Source organism: Mesorhizobium sp. P3_A2 (genome assembly GCF_056403115.1).
Genome location: NZ_JBFUGC010000005.1, coordinates 82,399 through 99,464, shown reverse-complemented (window position 1 = coordinate 99,464; position 17,066 = coordinate 82,399). Strand labels below are relative to the sequence as shown.

The 17,066-nt window shown below is 62.1% G+C and carries 13 protein-coding genes; 5 read left to right on the top strand and 8 right to left on the bottom strand.

What is annotated here, in order from left to right:
• Window positions 1-3 precede the first annotated feature (3 nt).
• Window positions 4-1,839 (top strand): ABC transporter ATP-binding protein, encoded by a 1,836-nt coding sequence (locus tag AC1DXM_RS13380; RefSeq protein ID WP_477233477.1) that lies wholly within the window; start codon window positions 4-6, stop codon window positions 1,837-1,839.
• Window positions 1,840-1,885: 46 nt separating this feature from the next.
• On the opposite strand, the gene AC1DXM_RS13375 is transcribed toward AC1DXM_RS13380, so the two are convergent.
• On the bottom strand, window positions 1,886-2,233 hold the full coding sequence (locus AC1DXM_RS13375; RefSeq protein WP_477233476.1) for an exopolysaccharide production repressor exox: 348 nt from the start codon (window positions 2,231-2,233) through the stop codon (window positions 1,886-1,888).
• A gap of 532 nt (window positions 2,234-2,765) precedes the next feature.
• On the opposite strand from AC1DXM_RS13375, the gene AC1DXM_RS13370 reads away from it, so the two are divergent.
• The 3 genes from AC1DXM_RS13370 (at window position 2,766) to AC1DXM_RS13360 (ending at window position 6,077) form a co-directional block, all read left to right on the top strand.
• Entirely contained in the window at window positions 2,766-3,443 is a 678-nt protein-coding gene (locus AC1DXM_RS13370) for a sugar transferase (RefSeq protein WP_477233475.1), read from the top strand.
• A gap of 175 nt (window positions 3,444-3,618) precedes the next feature.
• Window positions 3,619-4,869 carry a polysaccharide biosynthesis/export family protein gene (locus AC1DXM_RS13365; RefSeq protein WP_477233474.1) on the top strand — a complete coding sequence of 417 codons (1,251 nt, stop codon included), beginning with the start codon at window positions 3,619-3,621 and terminating at the stop codon, window positions 4,867-4,869.
• Window positions 4,870-4,985: 116 nt separating this feature from the next.
• A complete protein-coding gene (locus AC1DXM_RS13360) occupies window positions 4,986-6,077 on the top strand; it encodes an acyltransferase family protein (protein WP_477233473.1) in 1,092 nt (363 codons plus the stop codon).
• A 650-nt stretch (window positions 6,078-6,727) separates the two neighbouring features.
• Here the strand turns inward: AC1DXM_RS13360 and AC1DXM_RS13355 are convergent.
• The 5 genes from AC1DXM_RS13355 to AC1DXM_RS13335 form a co-directional block, all read right to left on the bottom strand.
• Complete coding sequence (locus AC1DXM_RS13355; protein ID WP_477233472.1) at window positions 6,728-8,011, bottom strand: O-antigen ligase family protein; 1,284 nt, start codon at window positions 8,009-8,011, stop codon at window positions 6,728-6,730.
• Window positions 8,012-8,308: 297 nt separating this feature from the next.
• Window positions 8,309-9,136 (bottom strand): SDR family NAD(P)-dependent oxidoreductase, encoded by an 828-nt coding sequence (locus AC1DXM_RS13350; RefSeq protein ID WP_477233471.1) that lies wholly within the window; start codon window positions 9,134-9,136, stop codon window positions 8,309-8,311.
• A 96-nt stretch (window positions 9,137-9,232) separates the two neighbouring features.
• Window positions 9,233-9,718: an acetone carboxylase subunit gamma gene (locus AC1DXM_RS13345; RefSeq protein ID WP_477233470.1), complete on the bottom strand. Its 486-nt coding sequence runs from the start codon at window positions 9,716-9,718 to the stop codon at window positions 9,233-9,235.
• Window positions 9,715-11,919 carry a hydantoinase B/oxoprolinase family protein gene (locus AC1DXM_RS13340; RefSeq protein ID WP_477233469.1) on the bottom strand — a complete coding sequence of 735 codons (2,205 nt, stop codon included), beginning with the start codon at window positions 11,917-11,919 and terminating at the stop codon, window positions 9,715-9,717. Before AC1DXM_RS13340 ends, AC1DXM_RS13345 begins: the two co-directional genes overlap by 4 nt.
• A 12-nt stretch (window positions 11,920-11,931) precedes the next feature.
• Entirely contained in the window at window positions 11,932-14,073 is a 2,142-nt protein-coding gene (locus AC1DXM_RS13335; RefSeq protein WP_477233468.1) for a hydantoinase/oxoprolinase family protein, read from the bottom strand.
• 110 nt (window positions 14,074-14,183) lie between these two features.
• Between AC1DXM_RS13335 and AC1DXM_RS13330 the strand changes: the two genes are divergently transcribed.
• Window positions 14,184-14,963 carry a helix-turn-helix transcriptional regulator gene (locus AC1DXM_RS13330; RefSeq protein ID WP_477233467.1) on the top strand — a complete coding sequence of 260 codons (780 nt, stop codon included), beginning with the start codon at window positions 14,184-14,186 and terminating at the stop codon, window positions 14,961-14,963.
• A 20-nt stretch (window positions 14,964-14,983) separates the two neighbouring features.
• Here AC1DXM_RS13330 and AC1DXM_RS13325 read toward each other — a convergent pair whose 3' ends face one another.
• Both AC1DXM_RS13325 and AC1DXM_RS13320 read right to left on the bottom strand, forming a co-directional pair.
• Window positions 14,984-15,565, bottom strand: coding sequence for a DUF1349 domain-containing protein (locus tag AC1DXM_RS13325; protein ID WP_477233466.1), 582 nt, complete (start codon window positions 15,563-15,565; stop codon window positions 14,984-14,986).
• An 8-nt stretch (window positions 15,566-15,573) separates the two neighbouring features.
• Window positions 15,574-17,013: an aldehyde dehydrogenase family protein gene (locus AC1DXM_RS13320; protein ID WP_477233465.1), complete on the bottom strand. Its 1,440-nt coding sequence runs from the start codon at window positions 17,011-17,013 to the stop codon at window positions 15,574-15,576.
• Window positions 17,014-17,066: the final 53 nt, after the last annotated feature.

Sequence of the window (17,066 nt, the reverse complement as noted above, 5' to 3'; positions counted from 1 at the left end):
AACATGTCGGGATCGCAGATCCTTCGCTATTCGTTTTACCTGGATGTCGCCGGGTTCGGCGCCGCCATGGCCCGGATTGGCGGGCGCAGGACGCTGACGGCATTGCTGTTCCTGATCCTGGGGAGCCTGACGGAAGGCATCTCGATCCTGCTTCTGGTGCCGCTGCTGCATCTGGTCGGGCGGCCCGAGCAGAATTTTGCGGTCAAGCTGCCGAACAACGACTTCGTGCGCTGGCTGGCGCCGGACGGGACGCTGCAGTTGACCACGGTGCTTTGCCTGCTGGTCGGGCTTGTCGCGCTGCAAGCAGCGTTCAATCGCTACAAATCCGTCTACATGGCACGGCTGCTGCTCGACTTCATCAACCGCCTGCGCATGAACCTGTTCGAGAGCATCGGCAAAGCGCGGTGGGGCATTTTTGCGCGCATGCGCAGTTCCGACCTCGACCATGCGCTGACCGGCGACATCGACCGCGTTCAGTCAGCCGCCTTCTCGCTGCTGATGCTGGTGCAGATCGCCGTGCTACTGGCGGGCTATCTCGTGGTGTCGCTCTTCATTTCCCCTGTTATGACGGCCTTCGCCATCGTCGTCGGCATCGTCACCTTCCTGGCGCTGCAACCGTTTCGCGCGCGGGCCAGCGCCTTCGGCCGGGTTTTGACCACCAATCGTCAGGAGCAGTACCGCACGGTCTCGGAGTTCCTCGGCGGCATCAAGGTGGCCAAGAGCCTGAATGTCGAGGCGACTTATTACGCGCAGCTTCGCGCGACACTGGAGAAGATGAAGGCAGACAACATCAACTATGTGCGCAACAGCACCATCGGCACCGCTTTGTTCCAGGTTGCCAGCGTCATCGGCCTCAGCCTGTTCATCTATGTCGCCCTGGTCCGCTTCAACCTCTCGCTGGCCGAGATCGTTGTGCTACTTCTGGTGTTCATGCGCATTGCGCCGCGCTTCATGGATATGCAGATGCAGGCGCAGCAGGTGCTGATCAATCTGCCGGCCTATGCCTCGATGCGCGACATGCAGGCACGTTTCGACGCCGAGCGCGAGCCTGCGAACCTCGAATCCGATGCCAAGCTGTCGCTGGATATCGGGCTCAACATCCGCAATGTTTCCTTTGCCTATGAGGCCGGCGGCAAGCCGGTGGTGAGCGACATCACCTTCGGCCTGCCTGCCGGCAAGGTAACGGCACTGATCGGCCCGTCAGGCTCGGGCAAGAGCACGCTTGCCGACATGTTGCTCGGCCTGCTGGAACCCAGCGAAGGCAAGATCCTGGCCGATGGCGTCGAGATCAATTCGACGAACCGCCGGCACTGGCGCGATCGGGTGGCCTATGTGCCGCAGGATGTGTTCCTGCTCCACGACACGATCGCCGCCAATCTGCGCCTTGCCGCGCCACAAGCCAGTGACGAAGAGCTGTGGACTGCACTTCGCGCGGCACACGGCGCTGACTTTGTCGAAAAGCTGGAACTGCGGCTCGACACGGTGGTCGGCGACCGTGGCGTGCGGCTCTCAGGCGGCGAACGCCAGCGCATTGCACTGGCGCGCGCGTTGCTGCGCAAGCCCTTGCTGCTCATTCTCGACGAGGCGACCAGCGCGCTCGACTGGCAGAACCAGTCCCTGATCGCCAAATCGATCGACGGCTTGCGCGGATCGATGACGATCCTGACCATCGCGCACAGGCCGTCGATGATCGCCTTCGCCGACTGGGTGGTTGCGATCGAAACCGGCCGGATCGTCGAAGTCGGGCAATATCAGAGGTTGAAGGCGAAGGCCGGCAGCCGCCTGTCGAGGATGCTTTCAGGCGAGCAATCAAAACCCGAGCCGGCCGAAGCAGGCTGAGTCCGATTGCAATGTGTCCGAGGTCGCGTACGACCTCAGCCTGTGTTCAATGCATGCTGCGCCTTGCCGAGAGTTTCTCACCTTCGGACGCCTTTTCCGCGCCGAGGCTTCGTTCGGCGCCGCGAGCCCTGTCAGCCGATGTCGGCGCGCTCCTGGCGATCATCACATAGACCAGCAGGAAATAACCGATCTGGATGAGGACGGCACAGCCAATGACGCGAAGCACCGTTGTGGAGAGCGACGCGCCGTCGAAGTACGACCACGCGACCACGATCGCGAGGGCGAAAACCATTCCGATGACGAATTTTGGTAATGACATGGTCGGCGGCCCGTCAACCGGCCCGAGCATGCAAAAGCGATGACTTACCCACCCGAGTATCTCCCCATTCGCCATGCGAGCTTATTCAGCTGCTCTTTTTCGGCCGGTTGCTTCCGGCCTTCCCAACCCATTCAGACTCTAACAGAAATAATTTGCGACTCTATTAAGGCGGGAAACTGACGGCAAGGGCAACCAGCGATAATTTTCAGTCTGCCAACGCGTTCGACTCTGCCATGCTGCGATGCACACGCAGGGGTGGTGGCCTAACTCGTCAAACGATTCTTACTTCAGTAGAATCTACAATCTTGATTAGTATTTTATTTGATTAATCCAGCAAAACGAGGGATTCGAAACCGAGCTAAAGCCATTCCCTCTGGGGCGAAGGACGATTCGCCCAAAATTGGCCGGAAAAAGGCATTACATTTCCTACCGTTGCTAATTATTCGTCACAAACTTGCCATAAAGGGCAAAATTTGGGCAGGGCGCGTTTATTATTTAGTCAATTCATGACGTGACTATTTCACTCGTATGGGAAATTGTGTGTTGCGCTGCAGCATTTTTTTGATATCGTGACATAAACCATCCGTTCAACGTATGGAGCTTTTGCATGAGGGACGTTGCCAAGTCGGCCAATGCGGCATTTTCGCAGGTCGGCGTAGATTTTCCGCCACCGATCGGCGGGCTGCTAAAGCGCAGTTTCGATATTTTCGGTTCACTTGTCGGCCTGGTGGCGCTCAGCCCACTGTTCCTGATGGTGGCCCTTCTGGTCAAGCTTTCCGACGGTGGCTCGATCTTCTACGGACACAAGCGAATCGGACGCGGCGGACGGATTTTCCCCTGCCTCAAGTTCCGCACCATGGTCGAAGACGGCGAACGCGTGCTGACCGCTTATCTCGCGGCCAATCCGGAAGCCAACGCCGAATGGACCGCGACCCGCAAGCTGAAGAACGATCCGCGCGTCACCCGCGTCGGCGCCGTTCTGCGCAAGCTCAGCCTCGATGAGCTGCCGCAGATCATCAACATCCTGCAGGGCGACATGAGCCTTGTCGGACCTCGTCCCGTGGTGCGCGACGAACTTGAGATCTATGGCAGCGCCGCAGTCTACTATTTGAAGTCGCGGCCGGGCCTGACCGGGCTCTGGCAGGTCAGCGGACGCAACGATGTCTCCTATGACAGCCGCGTCGCGTTCGACCGTCACTATGTCGAGAACTGGTCGCTGTTCGAAGACGTTCGCATCATCCTCAAGACTGTGCCTGCGGTGTGGATGTCGCGCGGTTCCTACTGACCGACCGCAACTGGTCAGCAATCGGGCCGGTCCGGCCCGAAGCCAATCCGGCCCAAAGCCATTCGGCGATGGGCCGGCCTTGCATTGCAGTCAAGGTGCTCAACCGGCATTCGGCAGCAGGCCTATCGGGCGGATGGGGCCAAAACGGATCGGAAACGTTCAGTTGAAAACAGATATGTCAGCCTATTTTCGCCTTGCCGGCCCGATGCGGCCAGCACGGCTCGTCGCCACATGCCTCGCTCTGTCGCTCACGGTTCCGGCCATGGCCGACGAGTACCGGCTCGGCTCGCAGGACAAGCTCAACATCCGCGTTGCCGAATGGCAGACCGTCGAAGGCACGTTCCGTGACTGGGCGGCCGTGAACGGCGAATATTCGGTCGGCCCGGCCGGCAATTTGTCGGTGCCGTTCGTCGGCGAATTGCCGGCCGCCGGCAAGACCACGTCGGAGGTTGCGGCCGCCATCAGCGCTGCCCTGCAGCGCAAGCTTGCCCTGTCGGACAAGCCGGAAGCCTCGGTGGAAATGGTGCAGTTCCGGCCGTTCTACATCTCGGGCGAGATCCAGACGCCTGGCCAGTTTCCCTATGTGCCCGACCTGACCGTGCTCAAGGCGGTCAGCATCGCCGGCGGGATCCGGCGCAACGCCGACTATGGCCCGCAGATCGGCAAGGACCTGGTCACCGCCAAGGGCAATTTCGATATCTATGACGACCAGCGCGTGCGGCTGATCGTCAAGCGTGCCCGCATCGATGCGGATCTCGCCGGCAAGGCTAGTTTCGACGTGCCGAAGGATGTCGAGGGCGATCCGCGCTTGCCAGCCATCGTCGCCGACGAGATGCAGATCCTGACGGCCGATCAGAAGGCGCTGAAGCTGAAGCTGCAGGCGCTCGACGAGTTGAAGGGTGTCCTGCAGGCCGAAATCGAAGCGCTTCAGAAGAAGATCGTCAACCAGCAGCGGCAGGTCGACCTTGCCAAGCAACAGCTCGAAAGCATCGGCCCGCTGGTGCAGAAGGGCCTGGTCGTCAACACGCGCGTACTAAGCTCGGAACAGTCCGTCGCCAATCTGCAAGGCCAGATTCTCGACTATGAGACGGCCATCCTGACCGCCAAGCAGTCGATCAGCAAGGCGTCGCAGGATGCCATTGATGTCCAGAACACCTTGAACTCGAACCTTGCCTCCAGCCGCCAGCAGGTCGAAGCCGACCTGAACGAGGCAGCGCTCAGGGTGGGCATGCAGAAAGGCCTGATAGCCCAGGCATCGGATCCCGCCACGACCGCCGCCATCACAAGCGGTGAGGAGCCGACGCTTCTCTACTCGCTGGTGCGCGTTGCCGACGGCAAGACGAGCGAGATCGAGGCCAAGGAAGACACGCCGGTGCTGCCGGGCGACGTCATCAAGGTGAAGCTGGCGCCGACGGCTAGCCAGTAGTTTCGCGCAGGGCTCGTTCCGTGAGACCGGCACGGCGGAGGCGGGAGGAACAATTTCGGCTCGTTCGCGCCCAGGCGCGGGCGAGCAATTCTATCCCGACCGCTTGAAGGCATACAATGCAGCCCGCCGCCCCGCGCCATGTCTACCTCAATCTCGACGCCATCCGCGGCGTGGCGGCGATCAGCGTGATGCTCTACCATTTCTCGCCGTTCCTGGCCGACGGCAAGGTGCTGCCGTCGAGTTATCTCGCGGTCGACCTGTTCTTCCTGCTCAGCGGCTTCGTGATCGCGCATGCTTATGATCGCAAGATCGAAAACGGCATGGGCTTCGGCACGTTCGTGGCGATCCGCCTGATCCGCCTTTACCCGCTTTACCTTGCCGGCACGTTGCTCGGCTTCTTCTATTTGCTGGTCAAGAACCGGCTGATCCCGGCGGAATACATGCCCCTCTCGGAGATCGGCACGATGCTGACGACCGGCATGTTCTTCATCCCGCTGGTCAGCGATGCCTATCACACGATCTTTCCGCTCAATCCGGCGTCGTGGTCGCTGTTCTTCGAACTGATCGTCAACATCGCCTATGTCGCTGTCTTTTTCCTGCTGTCGAAGCGCGTGCTGACAGTCCTCATCGCCGTCAGCCTGGCGCTGCTGGTGGTCGCCTCGATCGTTGCCGGCACGCTCGACTTCGGCATGACTGGCAAGACCATCATCAGCGGGCTGCCGCGCGTCTGTTTCTCATTCTTTCTCGGCGTGCTGCTTTGCCGATCCATGGCGCGCTATCAAGGCAGCCTCGGCTTGCTGCGGCGCGGCTGGTGGGTCGAGGCTGCGATCGCTCTGACGCTTGTCGTGTTCGCCATCGCGCCGGCCGGCGGGGCGCGCATCGCCTACGATCTCGCCTGCATCATCTTCATCTTCCCGGCCCTGGTGGTGGTCGGTGCCATAGCGCCGACGGCACCCCGCCTGTCAGGCTTCTATGGCTGGCTCGGGCGGATTTCCTACCCGATCTACATCATACACACGCCAATGCTGATGATCATCGCCGGCGCAGGCAAGGCCGCGTCGATCGACCCGTTCGCGCATCATCCCTGGTTCGGCATCGTCATGGCGGTTGCGGTCATCGTCATCGCCGATATCGCCACGCGCATCTATGACGAACCGTTGCGCCGCTTCCTGCAGCGCCTGATGCAGCGCAAGCGGGCCGTCGCCTAATCCTCCAGGACGGCCGCATATAGCGGAGGCTTTCGCCCTAGGAGTACCCCCACCCCGACCCTCCCCACAAGGGCAGGGCAATCGCATATGCCAGGTTTTCGCTCTACGAATACCCCCACCCTTAATCCCTCCCCACAAGGGGGAGGGAGACTTGGTAGGCGCTGATCTCCGCAAACCACCTAGGTTCGATGCCAAAAAGGGGTGGCATGCGGTAGCGTTCCCTCCCCCTTGTGGGCAGGGCAATCGCATATGCCAGGTTTTCGCTCTACGAATACCCCCACCCTTAGTCCCTCCCCACAAGGGGGAGGGAGACTTGGTAGGCGCTGATCTCCGCAAACCACCTAGGTTCGATGCCAAAAAGGGGTGGCATGCGGCAGCGTTCCCTCCCCCTTGTGGGGAGGGTTAGGGTGGGGGTCCTCTTCGTAAAAACTCATATGCGATTGCCCTGCCCTTGTGGGGAGGGTTAGGGTGGGGGTCCTCTTCGTAAAAACTCATATGCGATTGCCCTGCCCACAAGGGGGAGGGAGACTTCCATTAGCGCGTTCAGCTGAACCTGATCAGCAAAGGCGCGCGGCAGCGGTCCCTCCCCCTTGTGGGGAGGGTCAGGGTGGGGGTCCCTCTTCGCAAGAATCTATTGTGCGGCTGACCTGTCAGACTCGTGCCGGCATGCGGCCGCCGACGGCCTTCTCGTCCTGCACGGGAACATAGGCCCGCCTTGCCCGGACAACCGGCACCGGGCGCAGCTTGAACAAGCCGTAATAGACGATGAACGAGGCCGTGAAATAGGGGCCGAGTATCTCGACCTCGAAGAAGGAGCGGATCAGCATCAAGCCGACCGCGCCGGCAAGCACCACCGAATCGGCACTCCAATCGCCGAACACCACTTTCGAGACATGGCCCCAGAAGGAGCGCAGGATGATCAGCGCCAGTATGGTCATGCCGATGAAGCCAAGCTCGACCAACGTCTCGATGTAGGTGTTGTGGAAATGGAAGCCGGTGCGGGTCGAGATGTAGAACTCCGCCCAGAGCCGTTCCGGATCGGCAAAGCCCTGTATCCAGTAGGCGGCGTAGCCATAGCCGAGCACTGGATGCTGCTGCGCCGCCAGCCAGCCCTGTTCCCAGAGATAGGTGCGGCCCGTCAGCGTCGAATCCTTGCCGAAGATGCCGAGCACGAAGTCGAGCAGGCCGAGGTTGAGCGCGGCCACCACACCCGTGACAAGCGCGACGGCGCCGACGACAAACATGACGCGCCGATAGGCGCGCGACAGGATTTTGCTCATGGTGAGCAAGGCAACGATGCCGATCACCGCCGGCAGTGAAGCGACCGAGGTCGCCGAATGGGCAATCGCCAGCATGTAGACCGACAACAGCATGATCGGCGCGGTCCAGACGAAGCTCATCCAGTTGCGCCGGTAAAAGACGAGAAAGGCAAGGCAAAAGAAGATGCCCAGCGAGGCGAAGAAGCCGACCTGGTTCTTGGAGCCGAAGGCGCCGACGAAATTGGTGGTGCCGTCGATGGTGTCGAGCGCATAGCCGCCGACTTTCAGCGAATAAAGCAGCACGACGAAGATGCCGATCAGCGAGCCCAGCACCAGCGTGCGCACGCTTATGGTGCGCGCGGCGACGTAGGCGCACAGGATGTGCGAGAAATATTGCAGCCCCGCCCGCGCACTGGTGCCGGCCGCTTGCGACCAGAAGACCGAGAGGCAGATATAGGCCACGAAGACAAGCGGCAGCCAGGTGCTGGAGAGATCGCGCGTGAAGCGCCTGTAGTCGACGAACAGCAGCGGCAGCCACACCAGATAATAGGCAAGGATCAGGATCTTGCCGAAATTGGTGGAATAGGCGAAGGCAAAGACCGACACGGCAACGGCGAAGGCGGCATAGGCCTTGTTGCTTTCCGGATCGATCAGAATGGATTTCGGAATCTTCATATCCGTACCGGATCTCTCATTCCTGCCAACTTCCAACTGGGCACGCCGCCTTTCAGCCGCGCATAAGCGCCCATGAACCGGCTTTTCCGCGTCGGGCCTCGGGCGTGACGCTCGCCGGCGGGCGCACGCGACCGCTGCCATTGCGGGAGCCCGATCTACGGGCATCCATTGTGCAGTGCAATATAACCTGTATCGCCTGTCACTCAATGGAAAAGTTGTCACGGGGCACGTGCGCCGGCCAGAACGACCATGCAACAGCCAGATGGCACGAATGCGGCCTCGCGCAAGATCAGGCCGCTACCACAGCGCTCCGCCGGTGATCTGGATGTTTTCCATGGTGATGCCCTTGGCGAGGTCCGAACACAGGAAGACGGTCAGGGCCGCAATCTCCTGCGGCTGTAGCAAGCGCTGCTGCGGATTGCCCTTGGCAATCTCGGCCAGCGCTTCCTCGGCCGTGCGGCCCTTGCCCTCGCGCTCGACGACCTGCGCCACGTTGCGGCGCATCAGTTCGGTCTCGACCCAGGTCGGGCTGATCATGACGCAGGTGACGCCGTGCGCTGCGCCCTCCAGCGCCACGCAGCGGGTAAGGCCGAGCAGCCCAGCCTTGGAGGCGCAATAGGCCGGGTTGTCCTTCCAGCCGACCGATGCGGCGGTCGAGCCGATGTTGACGATCCGGCCCCAGCCGCGCTCGATCATGCCGGGCAGCATGGCACGGGTGGCGCGGAAGGCTCCGGTCAGGTTGGTGTCGACGATCTTGTCCCACAGCGCGTCGGAATGGCCGCAGACCGGCTGCTCCGCGGTGGTGCCGGCGGCGTTGACCAGGATGTCGGCCGGGCCGATGACGGATTCGGCGTCAGCCGCAAACCGGTTGGTCACCTCGCTGTCGCGGACATCGAGATGCGCCGCGTGAACCTTGGTGCCATGGGCCGAGAGGGCGGAGCGCACACGCTCGATCTCGTCGGCGCCGGGATAATAGGCGGCATCGGATCTGTCGGTGCCGGCGGGCGCGATGTAGGAACCGACGGCGACATTGGCGCCGGCCTCGGCCAATGCCGTGGCAATGGCGAAGCCCATGCCGGAAAACCCGCCCGTGACGATGGCGCTGCGGCCGGAAAGGTCTGTCATAGGCAATGGATCTCCGACGCCGAAATCTGATGCGATAGTCTTAGACCCAGCCCGGCAACGAGCGCTACCTTGCCTGCGGCGCCGGCCACGACATCACTAGAGCGGTTTGCCCAGCCATTCGCGATAGAAGCCTTCTAGATCCGGCTCGAAATCGTGAACAATGGGATAGCCGGGTGCCGCCGCTTCGACCTCGTGCATGGTGCCGCATTCCGGGCAGATGAACTCGCGAATTTCCATCCATTGCGGATCGGGGATATCGCTGTTGGGGTAGATTTCGCGCAGCGCCTCCTCGGTGTTGCGCACGATGATCGCGGCCTTGAGTTTCCAGTTCTTGCGGTAGTCGCCGAAGGAGTGGCCGCATTCGCAGCGGGTGATCCGCTCGTCGCCGCTCTGGCAGATGAAGAGATGATCCGAGACCGGCAGCAGGATCGGATCCTTCCAGGCAACACGGTCCTGATAGACGGCGACCATCTTGAAGAAGCGGTCGTCGTCCTTGTAGGCGCTCATGATGCGCCGCGTCTGCGGCCAGGGCAGCTTGCCGGCGGCCAGATCGCCGAGGACGTCCTTGCTGTACGAGGTCATGGCTTTGCTCCCGGCATGAAGATCGATTTGGCGTCGACGGTCCAGAAATCACTGAAGTCTTTGGTGAAGCGCGACGAAAGCTTGATCGCACTGGCGTACATTTTCTTCACTTCCGGCGCGAAGTCGGCTTTCTCGACGCGACCACGCTCAGCGGCGATCCAGTCTGAAACCGGGATCGCCTTGGCCAGACGCTCTCTGCGCATGGCGGCGCGGCGTTCGACGGTGGCATCGATATCGGCAAGGGGATAGCCGTCGGCGTCGTCCTTCAGCACAATGCCGAAAACCTGGATCGCCGCTTCGCGGGTGAGGTAGCCGTTCTCGACATCCCATGCGGTCTTGATCGGATCGCGCTCCAACACGTCGCCGTAACCGCCGCCGCCATTGTAGGAATGGCTGAAGATGTCGCCGGACTTGTGCGGCGAGGTGATGTAGGGGCCCTCGACCAAAACATGGTCGCCGCCGATATTCTTCTCGTAGTCGGAGACGTGCGGGTCGATGCCCGGCGCATGCGCCAGCGGTTCGCCTTTTGCCGCCAGTTCGTGGATGTTGGAATTGCGCACCGCGCGATGCTTCTGGCAGGTCGGCGCGGGATAGCCGCCGCACATGCCGCCATTGTCAAACACCCTGGAGGAATGCTCCGAGGTGTGGAGCCGCAGATGCGAGGTCTTGTTGATCAGCCAGGTCGAGACGAAGGAGCAGCCGCCGCGATATTTGCCGGCGCCGCCGGAGTTGGGAACGATCGAGCGGCCGATATAAACCATCGGCATCGACTGTTCCCAGACCTCGATATTGCCCATGTCCGATTCCGGATTCCAGCCGACATAGGCGGTGTCGAGGCCATCGGCGATGGCCAGCGCGCCGGAGCCGGCGGCGGCGCATTCGAAATGCGCCATGCCGAATGGCGTACCGTACTGACTTTCGCCGCCCATCTCGATCATTGGGCTGTTGACCTGGCCGACGAAAGCTTCCTCGACGAAACCGCGCGCGACGAAGCCGCGCGACAACAGCCGCTGGAACACACCGTAGGCCGGCAGCAGCAGCGCCCATGAGGTGGCGGTCGCCACCATCTCGTTGTCGGGGTTGGTCCAGGTACCATGCGGCAGTTTCAGCTCGGTCGCCATCCAGGCGCCATCATTGACCAAGCCTTCGAAATTCATGTGCTGGGTCAAGGTGACGAACATGCCGCCGTCCATGCCGGCCGGCGTGCAGTTCATCGAATGGTAGCCCCAGGGCTGGGTGCCCTCGAAGTCCATGGTGATCTTGCCGTCGGTCGTGATCTCCATCTCGATCGGGATGTTGTAGAGCCAGTCCGGATCGCCGAGCAGCTGGAAGCCAGGTTTTCCAGCCGTGACGTGGCCATAGAAGGTGTGGCCGCGATAGATACCGGGAACGGTGAGCTGCCGGGTGCGGGCGAGTTGGGCGCGGCGGCCTTCCTCGATGAATTCCTTCGACACCTTCATCCAGTAGTCCAAACCGATCTCGGAGATGAGCTGCTTGACGCTTTCGCGCATGTCGATGCAGGAGGCGACCTTGGCCTTCTCGTCGAGCACCCAATAGATCGGCATCCTGAGATTGCGCTCGCAGCGGATCACATAGTCGCGGCGGATCTCGTCATTCTCGCCGATCTTTTCGGCGCAGACGAACAGGCCTTCAGTGAAGCGTTCCTGCGCAAGACAGACGTCGCCGCCGGGCGTGATGCCGCCGGCCTCCAGCTCGTGGCAGACGGCACCGGCCCAGCCGACCAGCGTGCCTTCATGGAAGATCGGCACCACGTCCATGACATCAGGCACCTGCACGGTGCCGATGAAGGCGTCGTTGTTGGCGAAGATGTCGCCTTCGCGGATCTTCGGGTTTTCCTCGTAATTGTTCTTGATCATCCATTTGATGAAGCGGCTCATCGTGTGGACATGCACCATGATGCCGTTGGACAGCGCGATGGCGTCACCTTCGGGTGTGTAGATCGCCACCACCATTTCGCCGACTTCGCGCACGCCAGGCGAGGCCGAGATGCGGCGGGCCATTTCGCGGGCCGAGACGCAATAGGCGCGCAGCTTGGTGTGCAGAGTCTCGAATTTCAGCGGATCCTGGTTGCGCAGATGGAGTTCCGTGATGCCATCATAGCAGCCCGTCTCTTCCATCAGCCGCTCGGAATCGAGCAGTCGTTCGCGAAGGCGCAGGGCGGAGGCGGGTTTGTCCAGCATGGCGGTGCCCTCTCAAGCGTGGGTGTAGTGCAGCAGCGTCCATTCATCGACATGGACACGGTCTTGCGGGTGAACGACGAGCGTCGTCGCCGGGTGTTCGATGATGGCCGGGCCGATGACTTCATGGCCGGGCTGGAGAAGATCCATCTCGTAGAGATTGGCCTTGTGCCAGCGCCCGCCAATATAGGCCTCCCGCACGCCCTTGTGGGCGGCTGCCGGGTCGGACTTGCCGAGCGGGCGCTTGAGCAGCACCGGCTTGACCTTGTCGGCGGTGGCGATGAGGCCAAGCTCGGTGATGGTGAAGCCGGCTTCGCCATAGCGCGACACGCGGTGGTTGACCTTGGCGTAGACCGCCTCGAACTCGTCGATGACCCTACGCATGTCGTCAGCCGAATTGACCTCGGCAAGCGGCGCCATGACTTCGACATCCTCGAGCTGGCCGGTGTAGCGCATCATCAGGAACGGCACGGTCTTGATCTTTTCGCGTGCGTGGCCGTCTTCGATCATTTCATCGACCGCCGCCTTGGTCAGATCGTTCCAGACATTGGTGACCTTTTTGCCGAAGGCGAGCAGTTCGTCATCGCTTGCCCGCGCGCCGATGTCGTGCTGCGTCGACACCGAATGGCGGCGCATGAAGTCGGCGGTGGTGCAGCCGAAGGCCGAGAAGGCGGCGGCGAACTGGAAGGTGATGATGTCCTTGAAGCCGATGCCCCTGGAGCAGCCGGCCAAGTGCAGCGGGCCCGAACCACCATAGGACAGCAGGGTGAATTCGGAGGGATGGATGCCCTGGCCGGAAATGACGCGGCGCAGTGCGTTGTTGGCGTCGGCTTCCAGCATGTCGATCATGCCTTCGGCCGCCTCTTCGACGCCGACGCCAAGGATGCTGGAGCATTTTTCCTCGAACGCCTTGCGCGCCTTCTCGACCTGCAGCACGACCTTGCCGCCGAGGAAATAATACGGATTGAGACGGCCGAGGATGGCGTCGCAATCGGCGATGGTCGGTTCCGTGCCGCCCTTGGCGAAGCAGATCGGGCCGGGATCCGAGCCCGCACTTTCCGGCCCGAGCGAGACCTTCTTGGTCAGCGGGTCGACCTTGAGGATCATCCCGGCTCCGGCGCCGATCGTGTCGAGATGCAGCGTCGGCACGTTGAGCTTGAAACGGTCCATCAGCGGTTCGTTCTCGATCCGGGTCTGGCCGCGCGAAATGACGCCCATGTCGAAGGAGGTGCCGCCCATATCCGAGCAGATCAGTGAGTCGTTGCCGATCAGTTTGCCGACATAGGCGGCGCCGAGAATGCCGCCGATCGGGCCGGAGATCATGGTTTCGTGCAGGCGCGGATGGTTGATCGAGGTCAGGCCGCCGAAGGACAGCAGCGTCTGCACGCCGTATTTGAAGCCGTATTTCTTCGAGACGTCCTCGATGCCCTTGAGTTGCTTGCGGCCGCGCGATGTGGCGTAGGCCTCGATCAGAACCGAGTTCAGCCGCGACTGTTCACGGATGACCGGGCGGACTTCGTGGCTGGTGTAGACGAGAATGTCGGCGCCGGCTTTCTGCACCTCCTCGCGGCAGATCTCGGCGATGCGCTTTTCGTGCACGGGATTGACGTGCGAGAAGATGGTCATGATGCAGATCGCCTCGACCTTGTCGGCGATCAGTTTTTTCGCGGCGGCAGTGGCTTCATGCTCATAGAGCGGCAGCACGATGTCGCCGAACTGGTCGATGCGCTCGGTGACGCCATGGGTGCGGCGGCGCGGCACCAGTGGATCGGGATGGTGATGGGTGACCGCATGCAACCGGTCGGCATAGGAATAGTCGGCCCAGGCCTGCAGGCCGCGGCCCATCAAAATCATGTCTTCCAGACCCTTGGTGGTGATCAGGCCGAGTCGGCGGCCGGTGCGCGACAGCAGCGTGTTGAGCATTCCGGTGCCGGAATAGAGCACGACGTTGACGCCTGAGAAGAGCGACTCCAGCGAGATGCCCCAGGCATCCGCCGCGTCTTCGGCCGAGGCCAGGAAGCCCTCGGCTTCGTTCTTGGGCGTGGTCGCCGATTTGCCGATCTTGAAGTGGCCGTCCTGATCGACAAGGATGGTGTCGGTCATGGTGCCGCCGGCGTCGATGCCGATAACGATGGGGTTGGTAGTGATCTGGTCCACGGGTCGCCTTCCCTCTTCGAGAATGACCGCAAGCTAGAGGTTCGGTGCCGGATCGCGCCATATGCCTAAAGACACAATGACTGCGCGGCTGACATCGCCGAGAAAAGGGCATGCGCATGAGCACTATCTGGGGGCCGCTGGCAAAGGCGATTGCCGCCACCGGTACGGACAGGCATGTCGACTGCCTGATCGACCTGATCGGCGCGGACGTCGATCACGACCTGGTCACCGTGACGCGCTATTCGGCGACGCAGACGCCGGAATTCGTCAAGCACCGGCGCTTCTCGGACGAAATGGTCCGGCGCTATCTCGACAATTACTATGTCTTCGACCCTTTCTATGCCTCGTGGCGGCGTGAGCGGAGGCTCGGAATCATGCCGCTGAAGCGGCTTGCCGATGACGAGGCCAAGCGCGGCCAGTACATAGCCGGTTTCCTGGCGCAGTCGGAGATTTGCGACGAGGTCGGGATCATGCTGGCCGATGGCGGCGACTGGTGCCTCGGCATCTTTCTCGACCGCTCGACCTCATCGTTCAAGGACAGCGAGATCGCCCTGCTGGATGATCGCCTGCCGGTGTTCGAAGCCTTGCATGCGCTCGACATCAAGGCGCGCGGCACCGAGTTCTCCCGCACCTCGGCGCCGACCGGGCCCGGCGCCTCGCCGCAGCAGAAGCCGACCATCCCGACGAGCCTGTGGCCGGAGCTTTCGCTGCGCGAACGTGAACTCGTGCAACTGATCCTCGCCGGGCATCCGACGGCGAATATCGCCGAGCGGCTCGGCATCACCGTCGGCACGGTGAAGAACCACCGCCGCCGCATCTACGAGAAGGTCGACATCACCACGGAACGGGAACTGTTCTTGCAGTTCTTCCAGCACCGCGCCGACGGTTAGTCCGGCGATGGAAATCGCCGTCAGTCGTGCAATTGCCTGGAAATCGGCGGGCCGACGGTAAAGCCGGAGAATGTGACTTCAAAACCTTCGCGCTGCGGCGAACAGCACATCATGCCGATATCGACAGATTTCGAGACCGGGAAATAGGCGAGCCGCACCGGCTTCCAGTGGCTGTCGGTGGAGTCCAGATACTGGATGCGGATCGCCTCGGCGTGGCGGGTCAGGCGGATGCGCACACCATCGGGGTCGTTGGGGATGCTGACCAGCGACCAGTCGGAGGTGTCGTTGGTGACGACAACGGAAAAATAGGCCAGCCCGTCGGTGTATTCGATGCCGGCCTTGATCCAGTGCGTTTCGCTCAGCCGCAGCATCAGCCCGGCCTGGTCGTAAAGCACCTTATAATCGCCCTTGACGGTGACCTCAGCACTGAAGTCACCCTCGACCGGGCGATAGAGGAAATGACCATTGTCACGCCAGAAGCCGTAGAAGGTTTCGCGCCAGAAATCGGTTTCCTTGCCGGTGCGTACGTGCACCGTGTCGTCGCCGAACACATGGTGGGGCGGCGGGTTGAGCCAGGTCAGCTCCTCTTTCACCGATGTCATCGGTTCGATTAGCCGGCAAATGTGTAGGCTGTCTTCACCGTGGTGTAGAACTCCGCGGCATAGCGGCCCTGCTCGCGCGGGCCGTAGCTCGAGCCCTTGCGGCCACCGAACGGAACGTGGAAATCGACGCCGGCGGTCGGCAGGTTAACCATCACCATGCCGGCTTCGGAATTGCGCCGGAAATGCGTGGCGTGCTTGAGGCTCGAGGTGCAGATGCCCGAGGTCAGGCCGAACGGCGTGTCGTTGGCCACCGCCAGCGCCTCGTCATAGTCCTTGACGCGGATGACGTTGGCGACCGGCCCGAAGATCTCCTCGCGCGAAATGCGCATGGCGTTGGTGCTCTCGGTGAACAGCGCCGGCCGGAGGTAGAAGCCGGGCGTTTCGCGATCGAGCCGCTCGCCGCCGAAAGCGAGGTTGGCGCCTTCCTTGCTGCCGATGGCGATGTAGTCCTCGTCCTGCTTCAGCTGGGTCGCGTCCACGACCGGTCCGATCTGGGTCTTGGCGTCGAGCGCATCGCCGATGACTAGTTTTTCCAGGCGCTCCTTGAGCGCGGCAACGAGGCGGTCGTGAATGCCTTCGGTCACCACCAGGCGCGACGAGGCCGTGCAGCGCTGCCCGGTCGAGAAATAGGCGCCGTTGATGGCGCAATCGACAGCGATCGCGAGGTCGGCGTCATCCAGCACGACGAGCGGGTTCTTGCCGCCCATTTCGAGCTGGAACTTTCGCATATGTTCCACGCTTGCGGCAGCGACGCGTTTGCCAGTGCCGACCGAGCCGGTGAAGGTGATGGCGTTGAGGTCGGGGCTGTCGAGCATGGCCTGGCCGACCACCGAGCCCTTGCCCATGACGAGGTTCAGCACGCCTTTCGGCAGGCCGGCGCGGTGCAGGATGTCGACAATGGTCCAGGCGCTTTCGGGGACGAGTTCGGCCGGCTTGAAGACGATGGTGTTGCCGTGGGCGAGCGCCGGGGCGATCTTCCAGGTGGGAATGGCGATCGGGAAATTCCACGGCGTGATGATGCCGACGACGCCGACGGCTTCGCGGGTGATCTCGACGCCGACGCCCGGACGCACGCTGGGCACCAGTTCGCCCGACAGGCGCAGCGTCTCGCCGGCGAAGAAATCGAAGATCTGGGCTGCGCGGATGGTCTCGCCAATCCCTTCAGCCAGCGTCTTGCCCTCTTCGCGCGACAGCGCGCGACCAATCTCGTCCTTGCGCGCCATGATCTCGTCCGAGGCCTTTTTCAGCACGCTGTGACGGGCGAGCGGCGCCGAGCGCGACCAAGCCGGGAAGGCGGCTTTGGCCGCCGCGATCGCCTGCTTGGCCTGTTCGGCACCGGCCGAGGCATATTCGCCGACGACATCGCCGGTGTCGGACGGGTTGATGTTGCGCGAGCCGGCTTCGCCGACCCACTCGCCATCGATCAGATTCTTGCGGAACAGGGTCATGTCGCGGTTTCCTTGTAATTGTCAGTGGCGGTGCCGTATGCCTGAATCATTTA

Coding starts and splice junctions, on each gene's coding strand:
- AC1DXM_RS13320 (WP_477233465.1), bottom strand. CDS start 17,013: ATGACCCTGTTCCGCAAGAATCTGATCGATGGCGAGTGGGTCGGCGAA.
- AC1DXM_RS13350 (WP_477233471.1), bottom strand. CDS start 9,136: ATGACAGACCTTTCCGGCCGCAGCGCCATCGTCACGGGCGGGTTTTCC.
- AC1DXM_RS13355 (WP_477233472.1), bottom strand. CDS start 8,011: ATGAAGATTCCGAAATCCATTCTGATCGATCCGGAAAGCAACAAGGCC.
- AC1DXM_RS13345 (WP_477233470.1), bottom strand. CDS start 9,718: ATGACCTCGTACAGCAAGGACGTCCTCGGCGATCTGGCCGCCGGCAAG.
- AC1DXM_RS13365 (WP_477233474.1), top strand. CDS start 3,619: ATGTCAGCCTATTTTCGCCTTGCCGGCCCGATGCGGCCAGCACGGCTC.
- AC1DXM_RS13360 (WP_477233473.1), top strand. CDS start 4,986: ATGCAGCCCGCCGCCCCGCGCCATGTCTACCTCAATCTCGACGCCATC.
- AC1DXM_RS13370 (WP_477233475.1), top strand. CDS start 2,766: ATGAGGGACGTTGCCAAGTCGGCCAATGCGGCATTTTCGCAGGTCGGC.
- AC1DXM_RS13330 (WP_477233467.1), top strand. CDS start 14,184: ATGCGCATGAGCACTATCTGGGGGCCGCTGGCAAAGGCGATTGCCGCC.
- AC1DXM_RS13325 (WP_477233466.1), bottom strand. CDS start 15,565: ATGACATCGGTGAAAGAGGAGCTGACCTGGCTCAACCCGCCGCCCCAC.
- AC1DXM_RS13380 (WP_477233477.1), top strand. CDS start 4: ATGTCGGGATCGCAGATCCTTCGCTATTCGTTTTACCTGGATGTCGCC.
- AC1DXM_RS13340 (WP_477233469.1), bottom strand. CDS start 11,919: ATGCTGGACAAACCCGCCTCCGCCCTGCGCCTTCGCGAACGACTGCTC.
- AC1DXM_RS13375 (WP_477233476.1), bottom strand. CDS start 2,233: ATGGCGAATGGGGAGATACTCGGGTGGGTAAGTCATCGCTTTTGCATG.